Origin of the sequence: Solibacillus palustris (assembly GCF_022549215.1) — a bacterium.
GTDB classification, from domain to species: domain Bacteria; phylum Bacillota; class Bacilli; order Bacillales_A; family Planococcaceae; genus Solibacillus; species Solibacillus daqui.
On the sequence record NZ_JAKZFC010000001.1, the window covers coordinates 704,324 to 727,905 of the forward strand.

At 39.8% G+C, this 23,582-nt stretch carries 24 protein-coding genes; all 24 read left to right on the forward strand.

Features of this window, described 5'->3' with window-relative positions:
* Positions 1 to 146 precede the first annotated feature (146 nt).
* The 24 genes from LZ480_RS03240 to LZ480_RS03355 all read left to right on the forward strand — a co-directional run bounded on the left by LZ480_RS03240 (position 147) and on the right by LZ480_RS03355 (position 23,580).
* A complete protein-coding gene (locus LZ480_RS03240; RefSeq protein WP_241367942.1) occupies positions 147 to 509 on the forward strand; it encodes an Asp23/Gls24 family envelope stress response protein in 363 nt (120 codons plus the stop codon).
* Between the two features lie 18 nt (positions 510 to 527).
* Positions 528 to 2,174 carry a DAK2 domain-containing protein gene (locus tag LZ480_RS03245; RefSeq protein ID WP_241367943.1) on the forward strand — a complete coding sequence of 549 codons (1,647 nt, stop codon included), beginning with the start codon at positions 528 to 530 and terminating at the stop codon, positions 2,172 to 2,174.
* Between the two features lie 167 nt (positions 2,175 to 2,341).
* Entirely contained in the window at positions 2,342 to 3,004 is a 663-nt protein-coding gene (gene sdaAB, locus LZ480_RS03250) for an L-serine ammonia-lyase, iron-sulfur-dependent subunit beta (protein ID WP_241367944.1), read from the forward strand.
* Positions 3,005 to 3,015: 11 nt separating this feature from the next.
* Positions 3,016 to 3,936 (forward strand): L-serine ammonia-lyase, iron-sulfur-dependent, subunit alpha, encoded by a 921-nt coding sequence (sdaAA, locus tag LZ480_RS03255; protein WP_241367945.1) that lies wholly within the window; start codon positions 3,016 to 3,018, stop codon positions 3,934 to 3,936.
* Between the two features lie 121 nt (positions 3,937 to 4,057).
* Positions 4,058 to 6,097 (forward strand): ATP-dependent DNA helicase RecG, encoded by a 2,040-nt coding sequence (gene recG, locus LZ480_RS03260; RefSeq protein ID WP_241367946.1) that lies wholly within the window; start codon positions 4,058 to 4,060, stop codon positions 6,095 to 6,097.
* 69 nt (positions 6,098 to 6,166) lie between these two features.
* Positions 6,167 to 6,589 (forward strand): VOC family protein, encoded by a 423-nt coding sequence (locus LZ480_RS03265; RefSeq protein WP_241367947.1) that lies wholly within the window; start codon positions 6,167 to 6,169, stop codon positions 6,587 to 6,589.
* 121 nt (positions 6,590 to 6,710) lie between these two features.
* Complete coding sequence (gene fapR, locus LZ480_RS03270) at positions 6,711 to 7,283, forward strand: transcription factor FapR (RefSeq protein WP_241367948.1); 573 nt, start codon at positions 6,711 to 6,713, stop codon at positions 7,281 to 7,283.
* Positions 7,280 to 8,275, forward strand: coding sequence for a phosphate acyltransferase PlsX (plsX, locus tag LZ480_RS03275; protein WP_241367949.1), 996 nt, complete (start codon positions 7,280 to 7,282; stop codon positions 8,273 to 8,275). The genes fapR and plsX overlap by 4 nt, the downstream gene beginning before the upstream one ends.
* 28 nt (positions 8,276 to 8,303) lie before the next feature.
* Positions 8,304 to 9,257 (forward strand): ACP S-malonyltransferase, encoded by a 954-nt coding sequence (gene fabD, locus LZ480_RS03280; RefSeq protein ID WP_241367950.1) that lies wholly within the window; start codon positions 8,304 to 8,306, stop codon positions 9,255 to 9,257.
* Positions 9,248 to 9,994, forward strand: coding sequence for a 3-oxoacyl-[acyl-carrier-protein] reductase (gene fabG / locus LZ480_RS03285; protein ID WP_241367951.1), 747 nt, complete (start codon positions 9,248 to 9,250; stop codon positions 9,992 to 9,994). The genes fabD and fabG overlap by 10 nt, the downstream gene beginning before the upstream one ends.
* Before the next feature lie 33 nt (positions 9,995 to 10,027).
* Positions 10,028 to 10,264, forward strand: a complete 237-nt coding sequence (gene acpP, locus LZ480_RS03290; protein WP_241367952.1) for an acyl carrier protein — start codon at positions 10,028 to 10,030, stop codon at positions 10,262 to 10,264.
* A 391-nt stretch (positions 10,265 to 10,655) separates the two neighbouring features.
* Entirely contained in the window at positions 10,656 to 11,417 is a 762-nt protein-coding gene (rnc, locus tag LZ480_RS03295) for a ribonuclease III (protein ID WP_274309429.1), read from the forward strand.
* A 1-nt stretch (position 11,418) separates the two neighbouring features.
* Positions 11,419 to 15,000, forward strand: a complete 3,582-nt coding sequence (gene smc, locus LZ480_RS03300) for a chromosome segregation protein SMC (protein WP_241367953.1) — start codon at positions 11,419 to 11,421, stop codon at positions 14,998 to 15,000.
* The gene (gene ftsY / locus LZ480_RS03305) at positions 14,997 to 16,259 is read left to right on the forward strand and encodes a signal recognition particle-docking protein FtsY (RefSeq protein WP_241367954.1); all 1,263 of its coding nucleotides are present in this window, start codon (positions 14,997 to 14,999) and stop codon (positions 16,257 to 16,259) included. The genes smc and ftsY overlap by 4 nt, the downstream gene beginning before the upstream one ends.
* A gap of 321 nt (positions 16,260 to 16,580) precedes the next feature.
* Positions 16,581 to 16,916, forward strand: coding sequence for a putative DNA-binding protein (locus LZ480_RS03310; RefSeq protein WP_241368649.1), 336 nt, complete (start codon positions 16,581 to 16,583; stop codon positions 16,914 to 16,916).
* A 12-nt stretch (positions 16,917 to 16,928) separates the two neighbouring features.
* On the forward strand, positions 16,929 to 18,287 hold the full coding sequence (ffh, locus tag LZ480_RS03315) for a signal recognition particle protein (RefSeq protein WP_241367955.1): 1,359 nt from the start codon (positions 16,929 to 16,931) through the stop codon (positions 18,285 to 18,287).
* A gap of 93 nt (positions 18,288 to 18,380) precedes the next feature.
* Positions 18,381 to 18,653: a 30S ribosomal protein S16 gene (rpsP, locus tag LZ480_RS03320; RefSeq protein WP_241367956.1), complete on the forward strand. Its 273-nt coding sequence runs from the start codon at positions 18,381 to 18,383 to the stop codon at positions 18,651 to 18,653.
* Between the two features lie 27 nt (positions 18,654 to 18,680).
* The gene (locus LZ480_RS03325; RefSeq protein WP_241367957.1) at positions 18,681 to 18,911 is read left to right on the forward strand and encodes a KH domain-containing protein; all 231 of its coding nucleotides are present in this window, start codon (positions 18,681 to 18,683) and stop codon (positions 18,909 to 18,911) included.
* 347 nt (positions 18,912 to 19,258) lie between these two features.
* On the forward strand, positions 19,259 to 19,777 hold the full coding sequence (gene rimM / locus LZ480_RS03330; protein ID WP_241367958.1) for a ribosome maturation factor RimM: 519 nt from the start codon (positions 19,259 to 19,261) through the stop codon (positions 19,775 to 19,777).
* Positions 19,777 to 20,505: a tRNA (guanosine(37)-N1)-methyltransferase TrmD gene (gene trmD, locus LZ480_RS03335; RefSeq protein ID WP_241367959.1), complete on the forward strand. Its 729-nt coding sequence runs from the start codon at positions 19,777 to 19,779 to the stop codon at positions 20,503 to 20,505. The genes rimM and trmD overlap by 1 nt, the downstream gene beginning before the upstream one ends.
* A gap of 129 nt (positions 20,506 to 20,634) precedes the next feature.
* Positions 20,635 to 20,979, forward strand: a complete 345-nt coding sequence (gene rplS / locus LZ480_RS03340; RefSeq protein WP_241367960.1) for a 50S ribosomal protein L19 — start codon at positions 20,635 to 20,637, stop codon at positions 20,977 to 20,979.
* A 124-nt stretch (positions 20,980 to 21,103) separates the two neighbouring features.
* Positions 21,104 to 21,667, forward strand: coding sequence for a signal peptidase I (gene lepB, locus LZ480_RS03345; protein WP_241367961.1), 564 nt, complete (start codon positions 21,104 to 21,106; stop codon positions 21,665 to 21,667).
* An 86-nt stretch (positions 21,668 to 21,753) separates the two neighbouring features.
* Positions 21,754 to 22,707, forward strand: a complete 954-nt coding sequence (gene ylqF / locus LZ480_RS03350) for a ribosome biogenesis GTPase YlqF (RefSeq protein WP_241367962.1) — start codon at positions 21,754 to 21,756, stop codon at positions 22,705 to 22,707.
* 99 nt (positions 22,708 to 22,806) lie between these two features.
* Entirely contained in the window at positions 22,807 to 23,580 is a 774-nt protein-coding gene (locus LZ480_RS03355; RefSeq protein ID WP_241367963.1) for a ribonuclease HII, read from the forward strand.
* Positions 23,581 to 23,582 lie beyond the last annotated feature (2 nt).

A 23,582-nucleotide genomic window follows, 5' to 3' on the forward strand; every position in this document is an offset into this window, starting at 1 on the left:
ACTCACTTAGATTTTGTTACTTTGCACTCGTCGGATTTTGTCAGAAAAACAAGTTCAAACTAGACGAATACGAACGTTTTCTTTTATAATCGACTTTTGTATAGTACAATGTAGATTAGTTAACTAGAGCCAAGGGGGCATACACTATGTCAGTTGAATTAAATAATGAATTCGGCCATATTGATATTTCCAACGATGTAATTGCACAAATTGCTGGTGGAGCGGCAATCGAATGCTACGGAATCGTGGGCATGGCTTCAAAACATCAAATTCGAGATGGTTTAACAGATATTTTACGAAAAGAAAATTTTGCAAAAGGTGTACTTATTCGCCAAGAAGGTGAAGACTTACATATTGATATGTATATTATTGTAAGCTATGGTACGAAAATTTCAGAAATCGCATATCAAGTTCAATCAAAAGTAAAATACACAGTAAATAAAACATTAGGCATGAGCGTTAAGTCAGTTAACATTTTTGTTCAAGGCGTTCGTGTAGCGAACGTGTAAGAGGAGGAAATGAATCGGATGAAGTCTTTAGACGGAATTAAATTTGCTGAAATGGTACAAATGGGCGCACACCACTTATACCAAAACGCAGCATATGTAGATTCACTAAATGTATTCCCTGTACCAGACGGGGATACTGGGACAAATATGAATTTGTCTATGACATCTGGTGCAAAGGAAACGGAAGCAAACGTAAGCGAGCATATTGGGAAAGTAGCGCAAAGCTTATCAAAAGGATTACTTATGGGGGCACGCGGAAACTCAGGCGTTATTTTATCGCAATTATTCCGTGGTTTCGGCAAAGCAATCGAAAAAGAGGCAACAATCGACGCATTAGGTTTAGCAAAAGCATTCCAAGCGGGTGTTGATACAGCGTACAAAGCTGTTATGAAGCCAGTGGAAGGGACAATCCTAACAGTAGCGCGTGAAGCAGCTGCTAAGGCGGTAGATGTTGCGGAAACAGAACAAGACATGATCGCCGTGATGGAAGTATTCACTAAAGAAGCAAAAGCATCACTTAACCGTACACCGGATCTTTTACCAGTGCTAAAAGAAGTTGGCGTAGTAGATAGTGGTGGTCAAGGTTTACTATTCGTTTATGAAGGTTTCCTTGCCTCTATGAAGGGCGAGCCATTACCAGAGAAAAACGAATCTTCATTAGATGATTTAATTAATGCAGAACATCACCGTGTACAAGACTTCATGGATACATCGGAGATCGAGTTCGGCTATTGTACAGAAATTATGGTTCGCTTTGAAGAAGACAAAGCACCATTCGATGAAGAACAATTCCGCCAAGAACTAAACCCAATGGGTGACTCATTATTAGTTATTTCAGATGATGAAATTGCGAAAGTACATATTCACTCGGAAACTCCAGGTGCTGTACTAGCTGCGGGTCAAAAATACGGTAGCTTAATTAAAATCAAAGTAGATAACATGCGTGAGCAACACTCTGCTATTGTGAGTGACGCGCCAAAAGCACCTGCTAAAAAAGCGCAAACAAAAGTACCATATGCTGTTGTTACCATTGCAATGGGTGAAGGTGTGGCCAATTTATTACGTTCAATCGGTGCTTCTTATGTCATTGAAGGCGGTCAAACAATGAATCCTTCAACAGAGGATATCGTAAAAGCTGTCCAAGAAATTGGTGCTGAGCGCGTATTAATTTTACCGAATAACAAGAACATAATTATGGCTGCAGAGCAAGCGGCAGAGTTATTAGAAATTGAAGCAGCGGTTGTACCAACTAAAACGATTCCTCAAGGGATGGCGGCAATTTTAGCATTCAACCCAGAAGAGTCAGTTGAAAATAACAAAAACAACATGGCAAATGGCTTTGCACACGTAAAAACAGGTCAAGTAACATTTGCTGTACGTGATACTTCAATCGACGGCGTTGAAATTCGTAAAGACGATTACATGGCTTTAGCAGAAGGGAAAATCATTTTATCAACAAAAGAAATGATGGATGCTGCGAAGACAGTATTAGAAAACTTAATGGATGAAGATGCAGAAATTGTAACGGTGATTTACGGTGAAGATGCAGCAGCTGAGCAAGCTGAAGAATTACAAAGCTTTATCGAAGAAAATTATCCAGATGCAGAAGTAGAAATCGTGGAAGGTAAGCAATCACTTTATCCATTCATCTTATCTGTAGAATAATTGATCTTTGTTTTCAAGGAAATCAATATTTTGATTCTTAAAACATTCGACTCTCGTATAATAGCGAGAGTCGTCTTTTCGTTTCGTGACAAGAAATTTGTTAATTGTAGCAAAAATGGTTACAATGGTAGTAAATAAAAGAATCAAAGAAAAGGGAGGGACCACTTATGAAATTTACGTCAGTTTTTGATATTATCGGTCCTGTAATGATCGGTCCTTCTTCGTCGCATACAGCAGGTGCTGCGCGAATTGGACGTGTAGCACGCGATTTATTTGGACGTCAGCCAAAATGGGTGAAAATTTATTTGTATGGCTCGTTTGCAGAGACTTATCGTGGCCACGGGACAGATGTTGCGATTGTTGGCGGCTTGCTAGATTATGATACAGATGACGAGCGCATTAAAACGGCATTTGAAGAAGCGCAAAAAGCAGGCTTACAATTTGAATTTATTCCTGAAACGGCAAATAAAGAACATCCAAACACAGCGCGTTTATTGATGGGCGATGATGCAGGTGAAATGAGTGTTGAAGGGATTTCAATCGGTGGCGGTAAAATCGAAATTAGCGAAGTAAACGGATTCAAGCTACGTTTAACTGGTGGTATGCCAGCGATTTTAGTTGTTCATGATGATCGCGCGGGCTGTATTGCCAACGTCGCGAACTGTTTAGCGATGCACGATGTCAATATTGGTCATATGGAAGTGTCTCGCATTGAGCGCGGATTAACGGCATTAATGGTTATTGAAGTTGACCAAAATATTGATGATCGCATTATAGAACAAATTTCTTACATCCCACATATAACAAAAGTTTCGAAAATTAATAACTAAGGGGTGAGCGTATGGATGTATTATTTCGAAGTGTTCGAGAATTAGTAGACCTTGCTGAAAATGAAGGGAAGCAAATTTCAGAATTAATGATAGAGCAAGAAATGTTAATTAGCGGTCGTTCGCGTGATGAAATTTTTGCGCAAATGGATCGTAACTTAACAGTAATGGAAGAAGCGGTTGAGCGCGGGCTTCGCGGTGTACAATCCGTAACGGGCTTAACTGGTGGTGACGCAGTATTACTGCAAAAGTATATAGCACAGGGTAAGTCGTTAGCCGGGGATTTATTATTAGATGCAGTTAGTAAAGCGGTTGCTACGAATGAAGTCAATGCGGCAATGGGGACGATTTGTGCGACACCAACTGCGGGCTCTGCCGGTGTTGTACCAGGTACACTATTTGCAGTAAAAAATAAATTAAACCCAACGCGTGAGCAAATGATTCGCTATTTATTCACTTCAGGTGCATTTGGCTTTATCGTAGCAAACAATGCGTCGATTTCTGGTGCTGAAGGTGGCTGTCAGGCAGAGGTCGGAAGCGCGTCGGCAATGGCAGCAGCGGCAATTGTTGAAATGGCGGGTGGTTCACCACAGCAAAGTTCAGAAGCATTTGCCATTACACTAAAAAACATGCTCGGACTTGTTTGTGATCCAGTAGCTGGACTTGTAGAAGTACCTTGTGTGAAACGTAATGCGATGGGGGCGTCAAATTCGCTTGTGGCAGCAGATATGGCATTGGCTGGCGTAACGAGCCGTATTCCATGTGACGAAGTAATTGGCGCGATGTATCGAATCGGTCAAGCTATGAGTCCGAACTTAAAAGAAACGGCACGTGGTGGTTTAGCGGCAACGCCAACAGGAAAAGCAATTACACATGCTATTTTTGAAGGTGGCAATTTAAAAGATATTTTAAAATCACGAACAGTTAGTCATTAAATTGAAATTGAATGTGTCCAAATGTGGATGCATTCTTTTTTGGTTTCTAACAGAACATATGCACTCATTTTGTGCTATGCTATGTACAAACATTAAAGTAAAGTAAAGGAAGTGTCGATCGATGATTCATGAACCGGTTTCGAAGTTAAAAGGTATCGGAAAAGAAACAGCAGAACATTTAGCAAAAATCGGCATCGATAGCGTACATGATTTAATTTGGACATTTCCATATCGCCATGAAGATTTTAGATTAAAAGATTTAGCAGAAACACCTCATAATGAACGTGTTACTATTGAAGCGCGTGTAGAAAGTGAACCAACGGCATTATTTTTAGGGAAAAATAAATCACGCTTACAATTTACAGCTTTAGCGGGAAGACATTTGATTAAAGTAGTGTTTTTTAACCAAAACTATTTACGCCAAAAAATTTCAACAGGCATGATTATTACGATTACAGGAAAATGGGATCGGGGTCGACAAACGATCATTGGAAGCTCGGTAACATTTGGACCGAAAACCGAGCAAGTCGATTTTGAACCTGTATATAGTTTAAAAGGTGGTTTGCAGCAAAAGCGCTTCCGCAAGTATATGCGCCAGGCCCTTGATGCTGTAAAAGAAGAATTACCAGAAACGTTGCCGTATACGATTCGTGATAGCTATCAATTGTTGGCGCTACAAGATGCGCTTGAGGGGGTACATTTCCCAACAGACGCCGATCAAGCAAAACAAGCACGACGTCGATTTGTTTACGAGGAGTTGCTTGAATTTCAGTTGCGCATTCAAGCATTGCGAAAAGCAAATAAAGAACATGAAAAGGGCATTACAATTCGCTATGATTTAGAGAAGTTAAAAACATTTATTAAGGCATTACCATACGAATTAACGGGTGCCCAAAAACGTGTAGTAAATGAAATATGTAAAGATTTATTGGTCCCGCAGCGTATGAATCGCTTATTACAAGGTGACGTTGGTTCTGGTAAAACGGTTGTAGCGGCAATTGGTTTATACGCAGCAGTAACAGCTGGCTATCAAGGGGCATTAATGGCTCCGACTGAAATTTTAGCCGAACAGCATGCGGAAAACTTGCATGCTTGGTTTGAACCCATCGGCATTAATGTGGCGATATTATCTGGTTCGACAAAAGCAAAGGCGCGTCGAGAGCTGTTAGCTCAACTCACTGCTGGAGAAATCGATATTTTAATCGGGACGCATGCATTAATACAGCCAGATGTGGAATTTAATAATTTAGGCTTTGTTATTACCGATGAGCAACACCGTTTTGGCGTAGAGCAACGACGTGTTTTACGAGATAAAGGTGAAAATCCAGATGTCTTGTTCATGACGGCAACACCCATTCCCCGAACACTTGCTATTACGGCATTTGGTGAAATGGATGTATCGATTATAGATGAGCTACCAGCTGGACGAAAAGAAATTGAAACACATTGGTTGAAAAAAGAACAACTTAATAGTGTGTTAATGCGAATGTCGCAAGAGCTGGAAGCCGGGCGCCAAGCGTATGTCATTACACCGCTAATTGAAGAATCGGATAAGCTTGATGTGCAAAATGCTGTCGATGCATATGAACATTTAGCGATGTACTTTGGGAGTCGTTTTAAAGTAGGGTTAATGCATGGCAAATTGCATCCGGATGAAAAGGATGCTGTCATGCGAACTTTTAGTGATGGTGATATTCATGTACTCGTATCTACAACCGTTGTCGAAGTTGGTGTAAACGTTCCGAATGCGACGTTTATGACGATTTACGATGCCGAGCGCTTTGGTTTAGCGCAGCTTCATCAATTACGTGGACGTGTTGGACGTGGAGAACATCAGTCGTATTGTGTATTAATTGCTGATCCGAAAACCGATGAGGGAAAAGAGCGTATGATGAGCATGACTGAAACAAATGACGGCTTCCGATTAGCTGAAAAAGATTTAGAGTTGCGCGGCTCGGGCGATTTTTTTGGTAAGCGTCAAAGTGGGGTGCCAGAATTTAAAATGGCAGATTTAGTGCATGATTACCGAACGCTTGAAACAGCGAGACAAGATGCGGCAAAAATGCTGTACGATGAAGCGTTTTGGCAAGACGCTGAGTATGAACCGTTACGTGAAAAACTTGTTTCTTCTGGTGTACTCGAAGGAAATCGTATCGATTAAAGGTTTGAAATTTAGAAAATTGTGGTACAATAAAAGGCAAAAAATTAAAATAGAAATGAGGAATAATGAATGGCAAAAATGCATCCGTATTTTGTATTTAAAGGTGAAACAAAAGAGGCAGTGGCGCTTTATGCAAAGCTATTTAATGCGAAGAATGTAAACGTATTAACATTTGGAGAGATGCCAGAAGATCCGGCGCATCCAGTACCTGAGGAAGCAAAGCATTTAGTCATGCACGCGTTAATCGAATTAGAAGGTGACATTAAAATGATGTTCTCGGATACATTCCCGGGTTCACCACAAGTAACAGTAGGTGACAATATTACGATTGCCTATATGTCAGAAGATGAAAATCATATTCGCTCGATTTTTGAAGGGTTATCGGAAGGCGGCTTGGTAACAATGCCATTACAAGAAACTTTTTGGAGTAAATGCTATGGACAAGTAACGGACAAGTTTGGCGTCTTATGGCAATTAAGCTACGAACAATAATAGAATTATGCAGAACGCAACAAAAAAATGTTGCGTTCTTTTTTTGTACCATGTATATTGATATTAGTACCAAGTGCTAATACTAATCTTATAAAAAATTAAAGGCAGGTAACAAATACGTATGAAGCGTTCCAAAAAAGAGCGTCAGTCATTATTGACTGAAAAAATAGCCGACAATCCTTTCATAACAGATGAACAATTAGCAACAGAATTTTGTGTCAGTGTTCAAACGATTCGTCTGGATCGTATGGAGCTAGCTATCCCGGAATTGCGTGAGCGTATAAAAAATGTTGCTGCGAAAAAATATGATGAAGTAAAGTCGCTACCTCTAGATGAAGTGATTGGTGAAATTATTGATATAGAGTTAGATAATCGTGCTATCTCGATTTTTGATGTCGGTGAAGAACATGTTTTCCAACGCAATGGCATTGCACGAGGACATCATTTATTTGCACAGGCCAATTCATTAGCGGTTGCGGTAATAGATGATGAGCTTGCTCTAACAGTAAAATCAAATGTAGCTTTTGTTAAGCCTGTTAAAGCAGGTGATCGTGTTGTAACCAAAGCGATTGTAAAAGGGCGAAACACTGAAAAAAATCGTACATTTATTGACGTTATTTCAACAGTGGATAATGAAGTCGTTTTTAAAGGCGAATTTGAAATGTACCGCACGAAAGGTGAAGAAGCAATATGAAATTAGCAGTAGATGGTATGGGTGGAGACAATGCTCCTCAAGCAATTGTCGAAGGTGTCTTAATAGCCCTTGATGATTTTCCAAATTTAGAAATTGATTTGTATGGTGACGAGCAAAAGATGGCACCATATTTAAAGCAGCATAGCCGCTTAAATATAATACATTGTACAGAAGTTGTAGAAGCAGATGATGATCCAGCACGTGCGGTTCGTCGTAAAAAGGACTCTTCCATGACACGTATGCTTGATGCGGTAGCAGAGGGGAAAGCGGATGCGTGTCTATCAGCAGGTAATACGGGTGCATTAATGGCAGGTGGCTTGTTTAAAGTAGGGCGTATTGAAGGCGTATCGCGACCAGCTTTAGCAACAACATTACCAACAATGAATGGTGATGGTTTCTTAATGTTAGATTTAGGCGCAAATGCGGATGCTAAGCCTGAAAACTTATTGCAATATGCAATTATGGGGGACATTTATGTCAAACAAGTACGCGGTACTGCATCACCACGTGTGGGATTACTAAATATCGGTACCGAAGATAAAAAAGGGAACGAATTAACGAAATCCGCATTTACATTATTAAAAGATGCAGATTTCAATTTTGAAGGTAATGTTGAATCACGCGAGCTATTAAATGGAGTAGCGGATGTCGTAGTGACAGATGGTTTCACAGGTAATATGACATTGAAGACACTTGAAGGAACAGCAGGCGCGATTTTTAAAATGTTAAAAGAGGCATTATTTGCAACGACGAAAACAAAAATCGCAGCGGCGTTAGTAAAAAACGATTTAAAACAATTAAAAGATAAAATGGATTACACAGAGTACGGTGGTGCGGCGTTATTTGGTTTAAAAGCACCGGTAATTAAAGCGCATGGCTCGTCTAATCCACGTGCAATCTATAGTGCTATTCGACAAGCTTCAATTATGGTGGAACATAAAGTTTGCGAAACAATAACTGAAAAAATTGAGCAAATGCCAAAATCACAATAAGGGCTTTTCATAAAGGGGAATTATATATATGACAAAAATTGCGTTTATTTTTCCGGGGCAAGGTTCGCAATCCGTGGGGATGGGTGCGGAACTTGTAGCAAGCGACGAAAATAGTAACCAATATTATGTTCGTGCAGACGAAGTGTTAAATTTACCATTGTCGGACTATATGTTGAATGGTCCACAAGAAACTTTAACACTGACGTATCATGCACAGCCAGCACTTTTAACTACAGGCGTAATGATTGCGAATAAGTTATTAGCAGCGGGGATTAAGCCGCATTTTACGGCAGGTCATTCATTGGGGGAATATAGTGCATTAGTTATTTCAGAAGTATTATCTTTTGAAGATGCGGTGCAAACGGTTCACCAACGTGGGGTGTATATGGACGAGGCAGTACCAGCAGGTCAAGGGGCAATGGCGGCAATTTTAGCAATGGACGGGGAACAGCTAAATGCCATTTGTGAACAAGTATCAACTACTGGTGAAGTTGTGCAAGTTGCGAACTTCAACTGCCCAGGACAAATTGTGATTTCGGGGACGAAACAAGGTGTCGATGAGGCATGTAAACGTGCGAAGGAAGCTGGCGCAAAACGAGCGCTTCCATTAGTTGTAAGTGGACCATTCCATAGTACGTTAATGCAAAAGGCGGCAGACAACTTAGCAACATCAATTTCTACATTATCGATTCAAAGTCCGAAAATCCCAGTTGTGAGTAATGTAACATCACAATTGTTAACGACACCAGAGCAAATACAACAAGAAATGGTCGCACAAGTAACGAGCTCAGTACAATGGGAACAAAACGTACAAACGCTTATTGCGCAAGGTGTTACGGTCTTTATTGAATGTGGTCCAGGGAAAGTATTATCTGGTTTAATAAAGAAAATTGATCGCAACGTGCAAACATATTGTGTTTATGATGAAGCAAGCTTTGCACAAGTTGTCGAAGCATCAAAGGAGTGGACGCAATGGGTTTAATGGGGAAATGTGCAATAGTAACGGGAGCCTCACGGGGTATAGGTCGTGCGATAGCGTTAGAATTAGCCAGTCAAGGTGCACGCGTTGTAGTAAATTACAGTGGTAGCGTGGAAAAGGCGAAACAAGTTGTAGAAGAAATTCAAGCAAACGGTGGTGAGGCAATTGCTGTACAAGCAGATGTAGCAAATGGTGAATCTGTACAGCAATTAATGCAAACTGCGCTTGAAACTTACGGTTCAATTGATATTTTAGTTAATAACGCAGGCATTACACGCGATAATCTATTGATGCGTATGAAAGATGATGAATGGGATGATGTCATCAACACCAATTTAAAAGGTGTGTTCCTTTGTACAAAAGCGGTAACACGTCAAATGATGAAGCAGCGTGCAGGTCGTATTATTAATATTTCATCAATTGTTGGTGTTGCAGGAAACCCTGGTCAGGCAAATTACGTTGCAGCAAAGGCAGGAGTAATCGGTTTAACAAAAACGACTGCTCAAGAGCTTGCTTCGCGAAATATTTTAGTCAATGCAATTGCACCAGGCTTTATTACAACAGAGATGACAGACGGTTTACCAGAAGATTTAAAGCAAGCGATGCTAAAGCAAATTCCATTAGCGAAGCTTGGACAGCCAGAGGATATCGCAAAAGCCGTAACGTTTTTCGCATCTGACAGCGCAAATTACATTACTGGCCAAACATTACAAATAGATGGTGGTATGGTGATGGCTTAGCTTTTTAGCACATTCTTGAGGGGAGGTGACATTATGTCTACAGTAATTGAACGTGTAACAAAAGTAGTAGTTGACCGCTTAGGCGTTGACGAAAGTGAAGTTAAATTAGAAGCATCATTCCGTGATGATTTAGGTGCCGATTCATTAGACGTTGTTGAACTAGTAATGGAACTAGAAGATGAGTTCGATATGGAAATTTCTGATGAAGATGCAGAAAAAATCGCTACAGTTGGTGATGCTATCTCATACATCGAAAGCAAAGTAAGCTAATAAATAAACGTAAAGAGACAGCCCAAAAAGTATTGACTTTTTGGGCTGTGTCCGTCTCAAGTATTAATAATTCGCTGTAGGCTGATTTTCGCGGTGGTCAGAAGAAAAGATCGAATGCTTTGTCACGTCCTGTGACAAAGCATTCATGACAAGCTTCGTGCTAGCCCCCCTCCTCGGCGCAAAGGGAATGTTCTAGAATTACTTCTCAGACATTCTCTTTTTTGTGGTTGAAAATAAGAAAAGTTAGCAAATTATTGTAAAAGTATGCGCCGTATGATTCTCATTTGTTAAATTCCTTGATTTTACGCGTTTTTTTAGCGACTACCCTTTGCACAATAGTATATAACAATGTAAACTAAACGATAGAAACTAGAAGGAAGGCAGAAAGTCCATGATGCAAAGAAGAAAAGGTAGTAACCAAAAAGTTGGGGTACTCCCTGAAAAAGTAAGAGCACAATTTCAATTAGTACAAGATGAAATGAATATTCATTTCACAAATAAGGCCTTAATATACCAAGCCTTTACACATTCATCTTATGTGAATGAGCATCGCCGCAAACAATTTACGGACAATGAACGCTTAGAATTTTTAGGGGACGCAGTATTAGAATTATCAGTTTCAAAATATTTATTTGAAAAGTTCCCGAATATGAGTGAAGGTGAACTAACGAAATTACGTGCGTCAATCGTATGCGAGCCTTCGTTAGTCGTTTTTGCCAATGAACTAAATTTTGGTCAATTTGTTTTATTAGGTAAAGGCGAAGAACTAACAGGTGGTCGTGAACGTCCAGCTTTACTTGCGGACGTATTTGAATCATTTGTTGGAGCTCTTTATTTAGACCAAGGTTTAGAAGTCGTTGTCGCGTTTTTAGAACGTATCGTATTCCCTAAAGTAGAAGTCGGTGCTTTTTCGCATGTGATGGATTTTAAAAGTCAATTGCAGGAAATCATTCAACAAACAAATAATGGCCTTTTACATTATGAAATTGTCGATGAAAAAGGACCAGCGCATAACAGAACCTTTGTTTCGCGCGTATTGTTAAATAACCAAGAATTAGGCCTTGGTCGTGGTAAATCGAAGAAAGAAGCTGAGCAGCAGGCTGCGCAAAGTGCGATGGCTATGCTTAAGCAGTCAAAGCCAGAGGGGGAATAAAATGTTCCTTAAACGACTTGAAGTAGTAGGATTTAAATCTTTTGCTGAACGGATTGGCATTGATTTTGTTCCTGGAGTAACTGCAGTAGTTGGCCCAAATGGTAGTGGTAAAAGTAATGTTACAGATGCCATTCGTTGGGTTTTAGGTGAGCAATCTGCAAAAAGTCTACGTGGTGCGAAAATGGAGGATGTTATCTTCGCCGGAAGTGAATCACGTAAAGCATTAAATTTTGCAGAAGTAACACTTGTTTTGGACAATACAGATGAGCAAATCGCTATTCCATATACAGAAATAAATGTCACAAGACGTGTGTATCGTTCAGGTGATAGCGAATATTTGCTGAACAGTCAGCAATGTCGCCTGAAGGATATTACGGACTTGTTTATGGATTCAGGTCTTGGAAAAGAAGCGTTTTCGATTATTTCACAAGGGCGTGTTGATGAAATTTTAAACAGCCGTCCAGATGATCGTCGCAGCATTTTTGAAGAGGCGGCAGGTGTTTTAAAATATAAATTACGTAAGAAAAAAGCCGAGCATAAATTAGTCGAAACTGATGAAAACTTAAATCGTGTTCTCGATATTTTACATGAAATCGAAATTCGCCTAGAACCGTTAAAAATCCAGGCTTCTAGCGCAAAAGACTATATTCGCATGACGGCAGAATTGAAGGACTTTGACATCGCGTTAATGGTCCACGACATGCTAGCACATGATGCAACATTAAAAGCATTTGATGTAGAGCATGGTACATTAGCAATTTCGGAAAAAGAGCAAGCAACAAAAATGTCCCAGTTTGAGACGAATTTACGTAAAATGCGTAGCGAGTTAAAAACGATTGATGAAGTGCTAGACATCTCACAAGAGCAGCTTGTCGAAGCGAGTGCTGAAGTAGAGCGTTGGGAAGGACGTAAAGCATTATTTAATGAAAAACGTTCGAATGCAGAAAAGCAAATCCAACAATTAAAACAGTCACTTAAACAAGCGAATGACACAGTTATAGAACTAGTAGGACAAGAGCAAGAAAAACGCAAGCAATTTATCGGAAAGCAAAAAGTAGTACAACAAGTGCGTTCATCATTAAAACAAGTTGAACAAGCATTGACACGTACAGCCTCTGAAATTGAACAAGAAATTGAACAGGCGAAAAATACGTTTATTAACTTATTAAATGAAGAAGCAACGGTTAAAAACGAACTGAAGCATATTGATCAGCAACTTTCACAAGAGCAGGCTTCTGCAGAGCGAATGACAGGTCGATCGTCTGAGGTGCAAAAAGAGCTCGCACAGGTAGTTGTAGAACAGCAAACAACAGCACGTGCACTTGAACAATCAGAGCTTGCAGTAAAAGAACAACTTGGTCGTTATGATGTATTACAAATGCAGCTAAAAACAGCAACAGCTAATTTAGATGAAAAGCAAGCATTGTTATATAAAGCATACCAGCACCATCAACAATTAAAAGCACGTAAAGAAACGTTAGCCGAGTTAGAGGCCGATTTTTCGGGCTTCTTCCATGGTGTAAAAGAAATACTACTTGCCCGTGATCGTGGTGAGTTACAAGGAATTGAAGGGGCAGTAGCGGAACTAATTCAAGTAGAGTCGAAATATTCACAAGCACTTGAAACGGCATTAGGAGCAGCTTCACAGCATATTGTGACGGCCAATGAGCAACACGCACAAAAAGCAATAGGGTGGTTAAAGCAAAAGCGTGCGGGTCGTGCAACATTTTTACCGAAAACTGTTATGCGTTCACGAAAAATCCAACCTCATCAATTGCAAGATATTCAGTCGCATCCCGCATATATTGCATTGGCATACGAATTAGTAAGTTATGCACCTGAAAATACGAATATTATCGAAAATCTTTTAGGTAACGTCCTAGTAGCCGCGAATTTAGAGGGAGCGAGTCAAATCGCACGTATTTTAGGTTTTAAATACCGCGTTGTGACGCTAGAAGGCGATATCGTCAATGCAGGTGGTTCGTTAACTGGTGGTGCATTAAAGCAACAAAGTTCCCTATTTTCAAGAAAAGCTGAGCTCGAAAAATTAGTGACAACATTAGCTGAAATGGAAGCGACGATTCAATCTGCTGAACAAAAGGTTTCAACGAAGAAGTCTGAAATTGCAGAGCTACGTCATACATTAGAAGAGATGAAGTTACAAGGTGAGACACTACGTGAGCAAGAGCAAATTCATCGTTCAAAGCTATTAGAGTTGGATATGACGGTAAAGAGCTTACAAACAACGGTTACGTTAACTGAATCTGAACAATCGACAGTAACAACACGTAAAGAAACGTTAGCCGAACAGCAGCAGCTTTCGACCGTACGTTTAGCACAACTACAAGAAGAATTACAGCAAGTACAGCAAACGGTTGATGAGCTAACGAAGGCAAAAGAACAAAGTGAAACACAAAAGGATGTGTTGCGTGAACAATTAGCGCAGCAACGTTCAGAACTAGCTGTTGCGCAGGAGCAGTTAACGCAAGTACAAGCTGCAATTGCAGACATCGAGCTAAGCTTAACAAAAGCGAAAAACCAATCTGATAAAATTTCCCAGGAAATCGAGTGGATTGAATCTGAAGATGGTGTGAATGGCCCATCTGCTGAAGAATTAGCCCAAACGATTACAGACTGGACAATGAAAAAAGACGCACTAACGGAAACGATTCAAAAAAACCGAAAGTCTCGAGATTCATTGCATGAACAAATTACAGAAATTGAAATTCAACTACAAGAAGTACAACGGGTACATAAAAGCTATGTCGACGCAATTCGCTCATTAGAATTAAAACGTAGTCGTATTGAATTTGAAAAAACAAACTTGCAACAGCTATTACTCGAGCAATATGAGCTGGATATTATTACTGCGCAAGATGAAGCAATCCAGATTGAAGATGTCGAACAAGTGCGTCGTAAAGTGAAGCTATTAAAGCAATCGATTGAAGAATTGGGCCCAGTAAACTTGTCGTCAATTGAAGAGTTTGACCGAGTACAAGAGCGCTACTCCTTCTTAAGTGAGCAGCGTGAAGATTTAGTTGCGGCCAAAGATACATTGCATAAAGCAATTGGTGAAATGGATGGAGAAATGAGCGAACGCTTTAGCGAAACATTTAAGCAGATTCGTCAGCAATTTGTTGTTTCATTCCGCGAATTATTTGGTGGTGGTACCGCTGATTTGGTACTGTTAGAACCAGAGAATATATTAGAAACAGGTATTGAAATTATTGCGCAACCGCCAGGCAAAAAGCTGCAAAGTCTAAGCCTTTTATCCGGTGGTGAACGTGCATTAACTGCAATTGCTTTATTGTTTGCGATTTTGAATACACGTCCAGTACCGTTCTGTGTACTTGATGAAGTAGAGGCCGCACTTGATGAATCGAATGTTGCGCGCTATAGTGAATATTTACGGAAATTTAGCAGTCAGACGCAATTCATCGTCATTACACACCGTAAAGGTACGATGGAAGGTGCGGACGTTCTATACGGTATTACAATGCAAGAATCGGGTGTTTCGAAGCTTGTATCAGTAAAACTAGAGGAAGAACCCGATTTAGTAACGCAAGGGAGTGTCGAAAAATGAGCTTTTTTAAGCGACTAAAAGAAAAGTTAGTAGGTAGTAACGAAGAACAGAAAGTTGAGCAAGCCGAACTTGGTGAGCAACAAGTAGTCGAACTGCCTCAGCCAGAAGTTATTGAAGAAACAGTGATACCGGTTCAAGAAGTTGAAAAAGAGATTGAACAAGCAGCTAGAGAAGAAGTAGAAGCATCATCAACAGCAATAGAACCAGTCGAAGAAGTTTTATTTGGCAATGAGCCAGTTGAAACAGTAGAAGAAATCGTTGAGGAACAAGTAGAAGAAGAGTCGAAGAAACCTTCTGCATGGTCGATTACGCAAAAATTCAAAGCTGGTTTAGAAAAAACACGTAATTCGTTTACATCAAAGGTTAATGATTTAGTAGCGCGTTACCGTAAAGTAGATGAAGATTTCTTTGAAGAATTAGAAGAATTACTGTTACAAGCAGACGTAGGGTTTGAAACGGTTATGGATTTAATGGATAAATTACGCTATGAAGTACAGCGTCAAAACATTAAAGATACAAACGGCATTCAAGCAATTATCTCAGAAAAATTAGTTGAAATTTATGAGTCTGGCGAGGAAAATTTAACGGGCTTGAATATGCAGCAAAACGGTGATTTAACAGTTATTTTATTTGTAGGTGTTAACGGTGTTGGGAAAACGACGACTATTGGTAAATTGGCACACCGTTTAAAATCAGAAGGGAAGTCGGTTATGCTTGCCGCGGGTGATACATTCCGTGCAGGTGCGATTGACCAATTACAAGTTTGGGGCGAGCGTGTCGGTGTTGAAGTGATAGCTCAATCAGAAGGTTCTGACCCAGCTGCTGTAATGTATGATGCAGTTCGTGCGGCGAAAAACCGTGGCGTTGACGTATTAATTTGTGATACAGCAGGACGTTTACAAAACAAGGTCAACTTAATGAACGAGCTTGAAAAGGTGCACCGTGTCATTTCACGCGAAATTCCAAACGCGCCACATGAAGTATTATTAGCATTAGATGCGACAACAGGTCAAAACGCGCTAGTACAGGCACAAATGTTCAAAGAGGCAACAAATGTTACAGGTATCGTATTAACGAAACTAGATGGTACGGCAAAAGGTGGTATCGTTTTAGCCATCCGCAACAAATTACACATTCCAGTAAAATTTGTGGGACTTGGTGAAAAAATGGACGATCTACAACCGTTTGATGCAGAGCGTTACGTATACGGTTTATTTGCGGATGGTTTAGAAAAAGAGTTGAAAGAAATAGAAGATTAACTTGCTTCAGTAGGTTTTTACGGCTGAATAGGGAAACGAAGGTTAAAAACGTCACGCCCTGTGACAATGCCTTCGTGATCAACTTTTTGTTGACCTAATGCTCCCTCGGATGTCCCAGATTTTTTTCGAGTGAACTTGAAAAAAATCTGGACGAAAGTTAGCCGAGGTGTAATTGATTGTTTAACGGGCAACGATTTTGTTGCTCGTTTTTCTTTTTCGTAAATTTTGTCACAATCAAAATGAAAGACAAGGGAATTACCTTGACAGTGAGCGTTATCACGATTATGATAAGGTAGACAAAATATGATTGGAGAGATTAAGATGCTACTTGAAAAAACAACACGCATGAACTTTCTCTTCGACTTTTATCAAGCACTTTTAACAGATAAGCAGCGCAGTTATATGGAGCTTTATTATTTAGATGACAATTCACTTGGTGAAATTGCCGAAAGCTACAATATTTCGCGTCAAGCTGTTTATGATAACATTCGTCGTACTGAGGCGATGCTTGAAGAATATGAAGAAAAACTAAAGCTTTTTGAAAAATTTCAACAACGTCAAGATGTGTTAAAGCAGCTAACAGAGGCTATACAAGATGATGCTTCTACTATAGAAGCGCGTTTAGCATTAGTTGAACAATTGAAGGAATCGGATTAGGAGGCGAACGAGTTGGCTTTTGAAGGTTTAGCAGAGCGACTCCAAGGTACGATCCAAAAGATTAAAGGTAAAGGAAAAGTTTCGGAACAAGACGTTAAAGAAATGATGCGTGAAGTCCGATTTGCCTTAATCGAAGCGGACGTAAACTTAAAGGTAGTTAAGGAATTCGTTAAAAAGGTTAGTGAGCGTGCGGTCGGCATTGATGTAATGAAATCATTAACACCTGGTCAGCAAGTTATTAAAATTGTACAAGATGAGTTAACTACATTAATGGGCGGCGAACAAAGCCCAATTAAATTCAGTAACCGTCCACCAACAGTTATTATGATGGTCGGTTTACAAGGTGCCGGTAAAACGACGACAACAGGTAAGTTAGCGAACGTTTTACGCAAAAAATATAATAAAAAACCACTATTAGTTGCTGCTGACGTTTATCGTCCGGCTGCGGTTCAACAGCTACAAACTTTAGGGAAACAATTAAGCTTACCAGTGTTTGCACTAGGTACGGATATTTCTCCGGTAGAAATTGCACGCCAAGCGATTGAACACGCCAAAGAAGAGCATCATGATGTTGTATTAATCGATACAGCAGGTCGTTTGCACATTGATGAGCAATTAATGCAAGAATTAAAGGATATTCGCGCACTAAAAGAGCCAGACGAAGTATTCTTAGTAGTGGACTCAATGACAGGGCAAGATGCAGTAAATGTAGCGCAAAGCTTTAACGAAGCTGTAGGCATTACAGGCGTTGTCTTAACAAAATTAGATGGTGATACACGTGGTGGTGCGGCACTTTCAATTCGTGCTGTAACCGAAAAACCGATTAAATTCGTCGGTATGGGTGAAAAAATGGACGCACTTGAGCCATTCTACCCTGATCGTATGGCGTCACGTATTTTAGGGATGGGCGACGTATTATCGTTAATCGAAAAAGCACAAGCAAACGTTGACATGGAAAAAGCAAAAGAGCTTGAAGAAAAATTCATGACGCAAAGCTTTACATTCGACGACTTTATCGAGCAAATGCAAGCCGTAAAAAAAATGGGTCCATTAGAAGATTTATTGAAAATGATTCCAGGTGCCAACAAAATGAAGGGCTTAGACAATGTCAAAGTCGATGAAAAGCAAATGGGACGTATTGAAGCAATTATTTATTCAATGACACCTGCTGAAAAAACAAACCCAGAAATCATCTCTTCAAGCCGTAAAAAACGTATTGCAACTGGTTCTGGGACGACAATTCAAGAAGTCAATCGTTTGTTGAAACAGTTTGAAGAAATGAAAAAAATGATGAAGCAAATGACTGGTATGACGCAAGGAAAAGGCAAGAAAAAGATGAAAATGCCAGGGTTTGACCAATTATTTAAATAAAAAATATAGGTGTTAAGAAAAAACACTTTACAAACAACCAAGACATTGCTAATATAATATCTTGTGTGAAACTTATTCGGAGGTGCTATTAAAATGGCAGTTAAAATTCGCTTAAAACGTATGGGAGCTAAAAAATCTCCTTTCTATCGTATCGTAGTTGCAGACGCTCGTTCACCACGTGACGGTCGTCAAATCGAAACAGTAGGTACTTACAACCCACTTACTCAACCAGCTACAGTAGAAATCAATGAAGAGTTAGCTCTTAAATGGTTAGCTGATGGTGCAAAACCATCTGACACTGTACGTAACCTGTTCTCAGAACAAGGTATCATGGAAAAATTCCATAACGCTAAATACAGCAAATAATTCAATGATTAATTCGGAGGTGGCTTTATGCAGCAGCTGATTGAAGCAATTGTGAAACCATTAGTCGATTATCCTGAGGACGTACGTATTGAGACGGACGAAACTTCAAATCGAGTTGTTTATAAGCTTTTTGTTCATCCAGAGGATCGAGGGAAAGTCATAGGCAAGCAAGGACGTGTTGCGAAGGCAATTCGTACGATTGTGTACTCAGCAGCGGGCGGCCACCAGAAGAAGACATACGTCGATATATTGGATTAGTAAAAGGAGGGTGGCATTTTGCTAACCCTTCTTTTTCATATTTGTTATGATAATTCAATCAACAATATTTTATGAATAAGCTAGTTGATTGAAATGGAGGTGGCGAGTGTAGCTGACGGCTAACGCCTTTCGCTACAGAGCGAAGCATCCTGTGGGAACAGCACATGTCTATTTGCGACGAAAGCAAAGCGACAGGAGCTACCGACACCTGAGACGCATGGAACAAAAGCTAAGACCGCCACGTCCTGTGGCAACGCTTTTGTGACCAACGTCGTGTTGGCCTCGTGCCCACGGAAAGCGTCCACCGGAATGGAAATCAACGGGACTTTAAAAGAGGTGGATTAAACATGGAATGGTTTAACGTTGGACGTATTGTAAATACGCATGGTATTCGCGGAGAACTACGTATATTATCAACAACTGATTTTGAAGATGAGCGCTTTGCGATTGGTTCAAAATTAGCTGCATTTAAAAAAGATGACAAACACCCAACTTGGGTAACAATTGCCTCATCACGCCGTCATAAGAACTTTATTTTAGTGACGTTTGAAGGAATGGAAAACATCAATTTAGTAGAGCCTTTCAAAGAAGGGATGCTAAAAGTAACGATGGATCAATTAGCAGAAGACGAACTAGAAGAAAACGAATACTACTACTTCGAAATTAAAGATTGCGAAGTGTATTCAGAAGAAGGCGAGCTCATAGGTGTTATTACAGACATTTTAGAAACGGGTGCCAATGATGTATGGGAAGTAAAAGCTAAAGGTGGCAAAAAGCATTATATTCCGTACATTGAAGAGATCGTGAAAGAAATCGATGTAGAAGAAAAGAAAATTGTGATTCACGTGATGGAAGGCTTATTATAATGAACATTCATGTATTAAGTTTATTTCCGGACATGTTTACAGGTGTTTTCGGCGCGTCCATTTTAAAAAAGGCACAAGAAAAAGGTGCTGTTGAATTAGCGGTTACTGATATTCGTGAATTTAGTGAAAATAAGCATAAGCAAGTGGATGACTATCCATACGGTGGTGGCGCTGGCATGGTGTTGAAGCCAGAACCGATGTTTAATGCTGTAGAAGCGATTACAGCGGGTCGAAAACCACGAGTCATTCTCATGTGTCCACAAGGCGAACGCTTTACACAGAAGAAAGCCGAGGAGCTTGCACAAGAAGATGATTTAGTATTCTTATGTGGGCACTATGAAGGTTACGATGAACGTATTCGAGAGCATCTTGTAACTGATGAGATTTCGATTGGTGACTTCGTATTAACAGGTGGAGAGTTACCAGCTATGACAGTCATTGATGCGGTTGTACGTCTTTTACCGGGTGTTTTAGGGCAAGCAGATTCACATATTCAAGATTCGTTTTCGACAGGATTACTTGAACATCCACATTACACACGTCCCGCTGATTTTCGCGGAATGAAGGTGCCAGATGTGTTGTTATCAGGTAATCATGCGAAAATTGATGAGTGGCGTGAAGAGCAGTCATTTTTACGTACATTGCAGCGTCGACCGGATCTTTTAGAGGCATTAGAATTGACGGAAAAACAACAAGAAATCCTTGCGAAAATTAAATCACAAATGTAAAGCAAAACTACTTGAAATGCCATGTTTTTTATGTTAAGATTCAATCTGTGCTAAATATGCACTGAATTACGGTGTTCCGCTGTGGCGTAAAGTGCGCGTGCAAGAGCATCTGTCTAAGGAGAGAAAACAATGTCAAACATTATTACAGAGATCACAAAATCTCAATTACGTACAGACTTAGCTTCATTCAAACCGGGTGACACAGTTAAGGTACACGTTAAAATCGTTGAGGGTACTCGTGAGCGTATCCAATTATTCGAAGGTGTAGTTATTAAACGTCGTGGTGGCGGAATTAGCGAAACTTTCACAGTACGTAAAATTTCTTACGGCGTTGGTGTAGAGCGTACTTTCCCAGTACACACTCCAAAAATCGCTCAATTAGAAGTTGTTCGTAAAGGTAAAGTACGTCGTGCTAAACTTTACTACCTACGTAACTTACGTGGTAAAGCTGCTCGTATTAAAGAAATTCGATAAGAACTTTTTAGAAGGGGGCTTGTACTTACAAGCTCCTTTCTTTCTTTAACAAATGTAGACTATATTTTTGCTTGTATTACATATTTCGTATACAATAAGTGTTATAAGCAAGGGGGATCGCTACGTGGAAAAAACTGAAAAAGAGAAAAATGAGCTTTGGGAATGGACGAAAGCTCTACTAATTGCGTTTGCAATCGCAGCATTTATTCGATATTTTTTATTTACACCGATTGTAGTTGACGGGGATTCAATGATGCCAACCCTTGAAAATGGAGATCGAATGATTGTTAATAAATTTAGCTATAAAATCGGAGAGCCAGAGCGCTTTGATATCGTAGTGTTCCATGCGCCAGAACAAAAGGATTACATCAAGCGAGTAATCGGACTTCCTGGTGATTATGTTGAATATAAAGATGACCAGCTATACATTAATGGTGAAGCGATCGACGAGCCATATTTAGACGCTTATAAAGCACAAATTAGCGAAGGGAATTTAACAGGTGATTTCTCGCTAAATGATATTGATCCATCACTCGATGTGATTCCTGAAGGCTATGTATTTGTAATGGGGGATAACCGTCGTTTCAGTAAGGATAGTCGTCATATCGGGATTGTCGAGCAAAAAGAAATTATTGGTAACACAAGCATTATTTTTTGGCCACTTAATGAAATTGAAATTGTAAAATAACTATGCAAACAAATTTAAACACAACTAATGAGGGGGCATTTTATCTCCTCATTTTTTTATTGGAAGAACATTAGGAGGTAATTTTTATGACAATACAATGGTTTCCAGGACATATGGCGAAAGCGCGTCGCCAAGTATCAGAAAGTTTAAAATTAGTTGATATCGTATTTGAGTTAGTAGACGCACGCTTACCATTATCTTCACGTAACCCGATGATCGATGAAGTCATTCATCAAAAACCACGCTTACTTATTTTAAATAAACAAGATATGGCGGATGAAACTGAAACACGCCGTTGGATTCAATATTTTGCCAATAAAGGATTTAAGGCTGTAGCAATCAACTCACTTGAGGGAAAAGGCTTACAGGCGGTTACAAAGGCTGCTCAGGAGATTTTAGCAGACAAGTGGGAGCGCATGAAAGCAAAAGGGATGAAACCACGTGCTATTCGTGCAATGATTGTTGGGATTCCAAACGTAGGGAAATCGACATTAATTAACCGTCTAGCAAAGAAGAATTTAGCGAAAACTGGGAATACACCAGGTGTTACAAAAGCACAGCAATGGATTAAAGTGGCAAAAGACATCGAGCTATTAGACACACCAGGTATTTTATGGCCAAAATTTGAGGACCAAGAAGTTGGCTATAAATTAGCGTTAACTGGTGCTATTAAAGATACGATTACAAACATGGAAGATTTAGCGGTGTACGGCTTAAATTTTTTAGCCTTACATTACCCAGAGCGTATGGAAGAACGTTATAAATTGACTTCCGTAAGTGAAGAATTGGTAGAAACGTTCGATCATATCGGCAAATTACGCCGCGTATTTGGTCAAGGTGGCGAAATTGATTACGATCAGGTAGCGGTACTAATCGTACGTGATATACGTGACCAAAACTTAGGTAAAGTAACATTCGATTTTGTAGATGAGCAAACCGAAAAAGAACAATTAGCAGAAGCAATCGAAAAGGAAAACGAAGAACGCCGTAAAAAAACAGCAGAACTTCGTCGTCAAAGTCGTATACAAAACAAAGAATAATGAAGCGAAAACCTTTTTCATTTTTATGAGGAGGGTTTTTTCTTTTATAATAAAAAGAAATGTCGATATAACAGTTAATGAAAGATTTGAGGGTTGAATATGAAAACGATTAAAGAAATTACACAAGCATTAAAGGAAGCAAAACAAGTAGAGCAGTGGATGACAGAAATTGAACAAGATGAGCGCGCGGGTGTCGTAAAGGCGTGGGCGCAATTTCAAAAGCGTTTGGAGAAGCAAGAGGCATTGAAGCAGGCGCATCAAGTTAAACTTGATTTTGATGCAAGCTATTTACCATATGAAAATGCGTATATTGCTGGGACAGATGAAGCTGGCAGAGGACCACTTGCAGGCCCGGTTGTAACGGCAGCAGTTATATTACCAAACAATTGTATGGAATTATTGGGCGTAAACGATTCAAAGCAACTATCAAAAGAAAAGCGCAATGTTTTTGCAGCACGTATTAAACAGCATGCACTCTATTACGCAGTGCATTTTCAAAGTGCTGAAGAAATTGACCGATTAAATATTTATGAGGCAACGCGTCAATCCATGCTAAAAAGTATCGAAGCATTAGAAGTAGCACCAAGCTTTATTTTAGCGGATGCCATGACATTACATACGAATATTCCGCAAGCATCTATTATTAAAGGGGATTCACAAAGCTTAGCGATTGCAGCCGCATCGATTTTAGCGAAAACGGCACGTGATGACTATATGGAAGTACTTGATCAGGAGTTTCCGCAATATGGCTTTGCTCAACACGCAGGCTACGGGACGAGACAGCATGTAGACGCTTTAGAAAAATATGGACCGACAATACATCACCGTAAAACATTTGAACCGATTAAATCTATGATTGAACAAAGGGAGTGACT

What these genes read in the sequence shown, in the direction of transcription:
- LZ480_RS03240 (WP_241367942.1), top strand. Translation starts at nt 147, where the DNA reads ATGTCAGTTGAATTAAATAATGAATTCGGCCATATTGATATTTCCAAC.
- LZ480_RS03245 (WP_241367943.1), top strand. Translation starts at nt 528, where the DNA reads ATGAAGTCTTTAGACGGAATTAAATTTGCTGAAATGGTACAAATGGGC.
- sdaAB (WP_241367944.1), top strand. Translation starts at nt 2,342, where the DNA reads ATGAAATTTACGTCAGTTTTTGATATTATCGGTCCTGTAATGATCGGT.
- sdaAA (WP_241367945.1), top strand. Translation starts at nt 3,016, where the DNA reads ATGGATGTATTATTTCGAAGTGTTCGAGAATTAGTAGACCTTGCTGAA.
- recG (WP_241367946.1), top strand. Translation starts at nt 4,058, where the DNA reads ATGATTCATGAACCGGTTTCGAAGTTAAAAGGTATCGGAAAAGAAACA.
- LZ480_RS03265 (WP_241367947.1), top strand. Translation starts at nt 6,167, where the DNA reads ATGGCAAAAATGCATCCGTATTTTGTATTTAAAGGTGAAACAAAAGAG.
- fapR (WP_241367948.1), top strand. Translation starts at nt 6,711, where the DNA reads ATGAAGCGTTCCAAAAAAGAGCGTCAGTCATTATTGACTGAAAAAATA.
- plsX (WP_241367949.1), top strand. Translation starts at nt 7,280, where the DNA reads ATGAAATTAGCAGTAGATGGTATGGGTGGAGACAATGCTCCTCAAGCA.
- fabD (WP_241367950.1), top strand. Translation starts at nt 8,304, where the DNA reads ATGACAAAAATTGCGTTTATTTTTCCGGGGCAAGGTTCGCAATCCGTG.
- fabG (WP_241367951.1), top strand. Translation starts at nt 9,248, where the DNA reads ATGGGTTTAATGGGGAAATGTGCAATAGTAACGGGAGCCTCACGGGGT.
- acpP (WP_241367952.1), top strand. Translation starts at nt 10,028, where the DNA reads ATGTCTACAGTAATTGAACGTGTAACAAAAGTAGTAGTTGACCGCTTA.
- rnc (WP_274309429.1), top strand. Translation starts at nt 10,656, where the DNA reads ATGATGCAAAGAAGAAAAGGTAGTAACCAAAAAGTTGGGGTACTCCCT.
- smc (WP_241367953.1), top strand. Translation starts at nt 11,419, where the DNA reads ATGTTCCTTAAACGACTTGAAGTAGTAGGATTTAAATCTTTTGCTGAA.
- ftsY (WP_241367954.1), top strand. Translation starts at nt 14,997, where the DNA reads ATGAGCTTTTTTAAGCGACTAAAAGAAAAGTTAGTAGGTAGTAACGAA.
- LZ480_RS03310 (WP_241368649.1), top strand. Translation starts at nt 16,581, where the DNA reads ATGCTACTTGAAAAAACAACACGCATGAACTTTCTCTTCGACTTTTAT.
- rpsP (WP_241367956.1), top strand. Translation starts at nt 18,381, where the DNA reads ATGGCAGTTAAAATTCGCTTAAAACGTATGGGAGCTAAAAAATCTCCT.
- LZ480_RS03325 (WP_241367957.1), top strand. Translation starts at nt 18,681, where the DNA reads ATGCAGCAGCTGATTGAAGCAATTGTGAAACCATTAGTCGATTATCCT.
- rimM (WP_241367958.1), top strand. Translation starts at nt 19,259, where the DNA reads ATGGAATGGTTTAACGTTGGACGTATTGTAAATACGCATGGTATTCGC.
- trmD (WP_241367959.1), top strand. Translation starts at nt 19,777, where the DNA reads ATGAACATTCATGTATTAAGTTTATTTCCGGACATGTTTACAGGTGTT.
- rplS (WP_241367960.1), top strand. Translation starts at nt 20,635, where the DNA reads ATGTCAAACATTATTACAGAGATCACAAAATCTCAATTACGTACAGAC.
- ylqF (WP_241367962.1), top strand. Translation starts at nt 21,754, where the DNA reads ATGACAATACAATGGTTTCCAGGACATATGGCGAAAGCGCGTCGCCAA.
- LZ480_RS03355 (WP_241367963.1), top strand. Translation starts at nt 22,807, where the DNA reads ATGAAAACGATTAAAGAAATTACACAAGCATTAAAGGAAGCAAAACAA.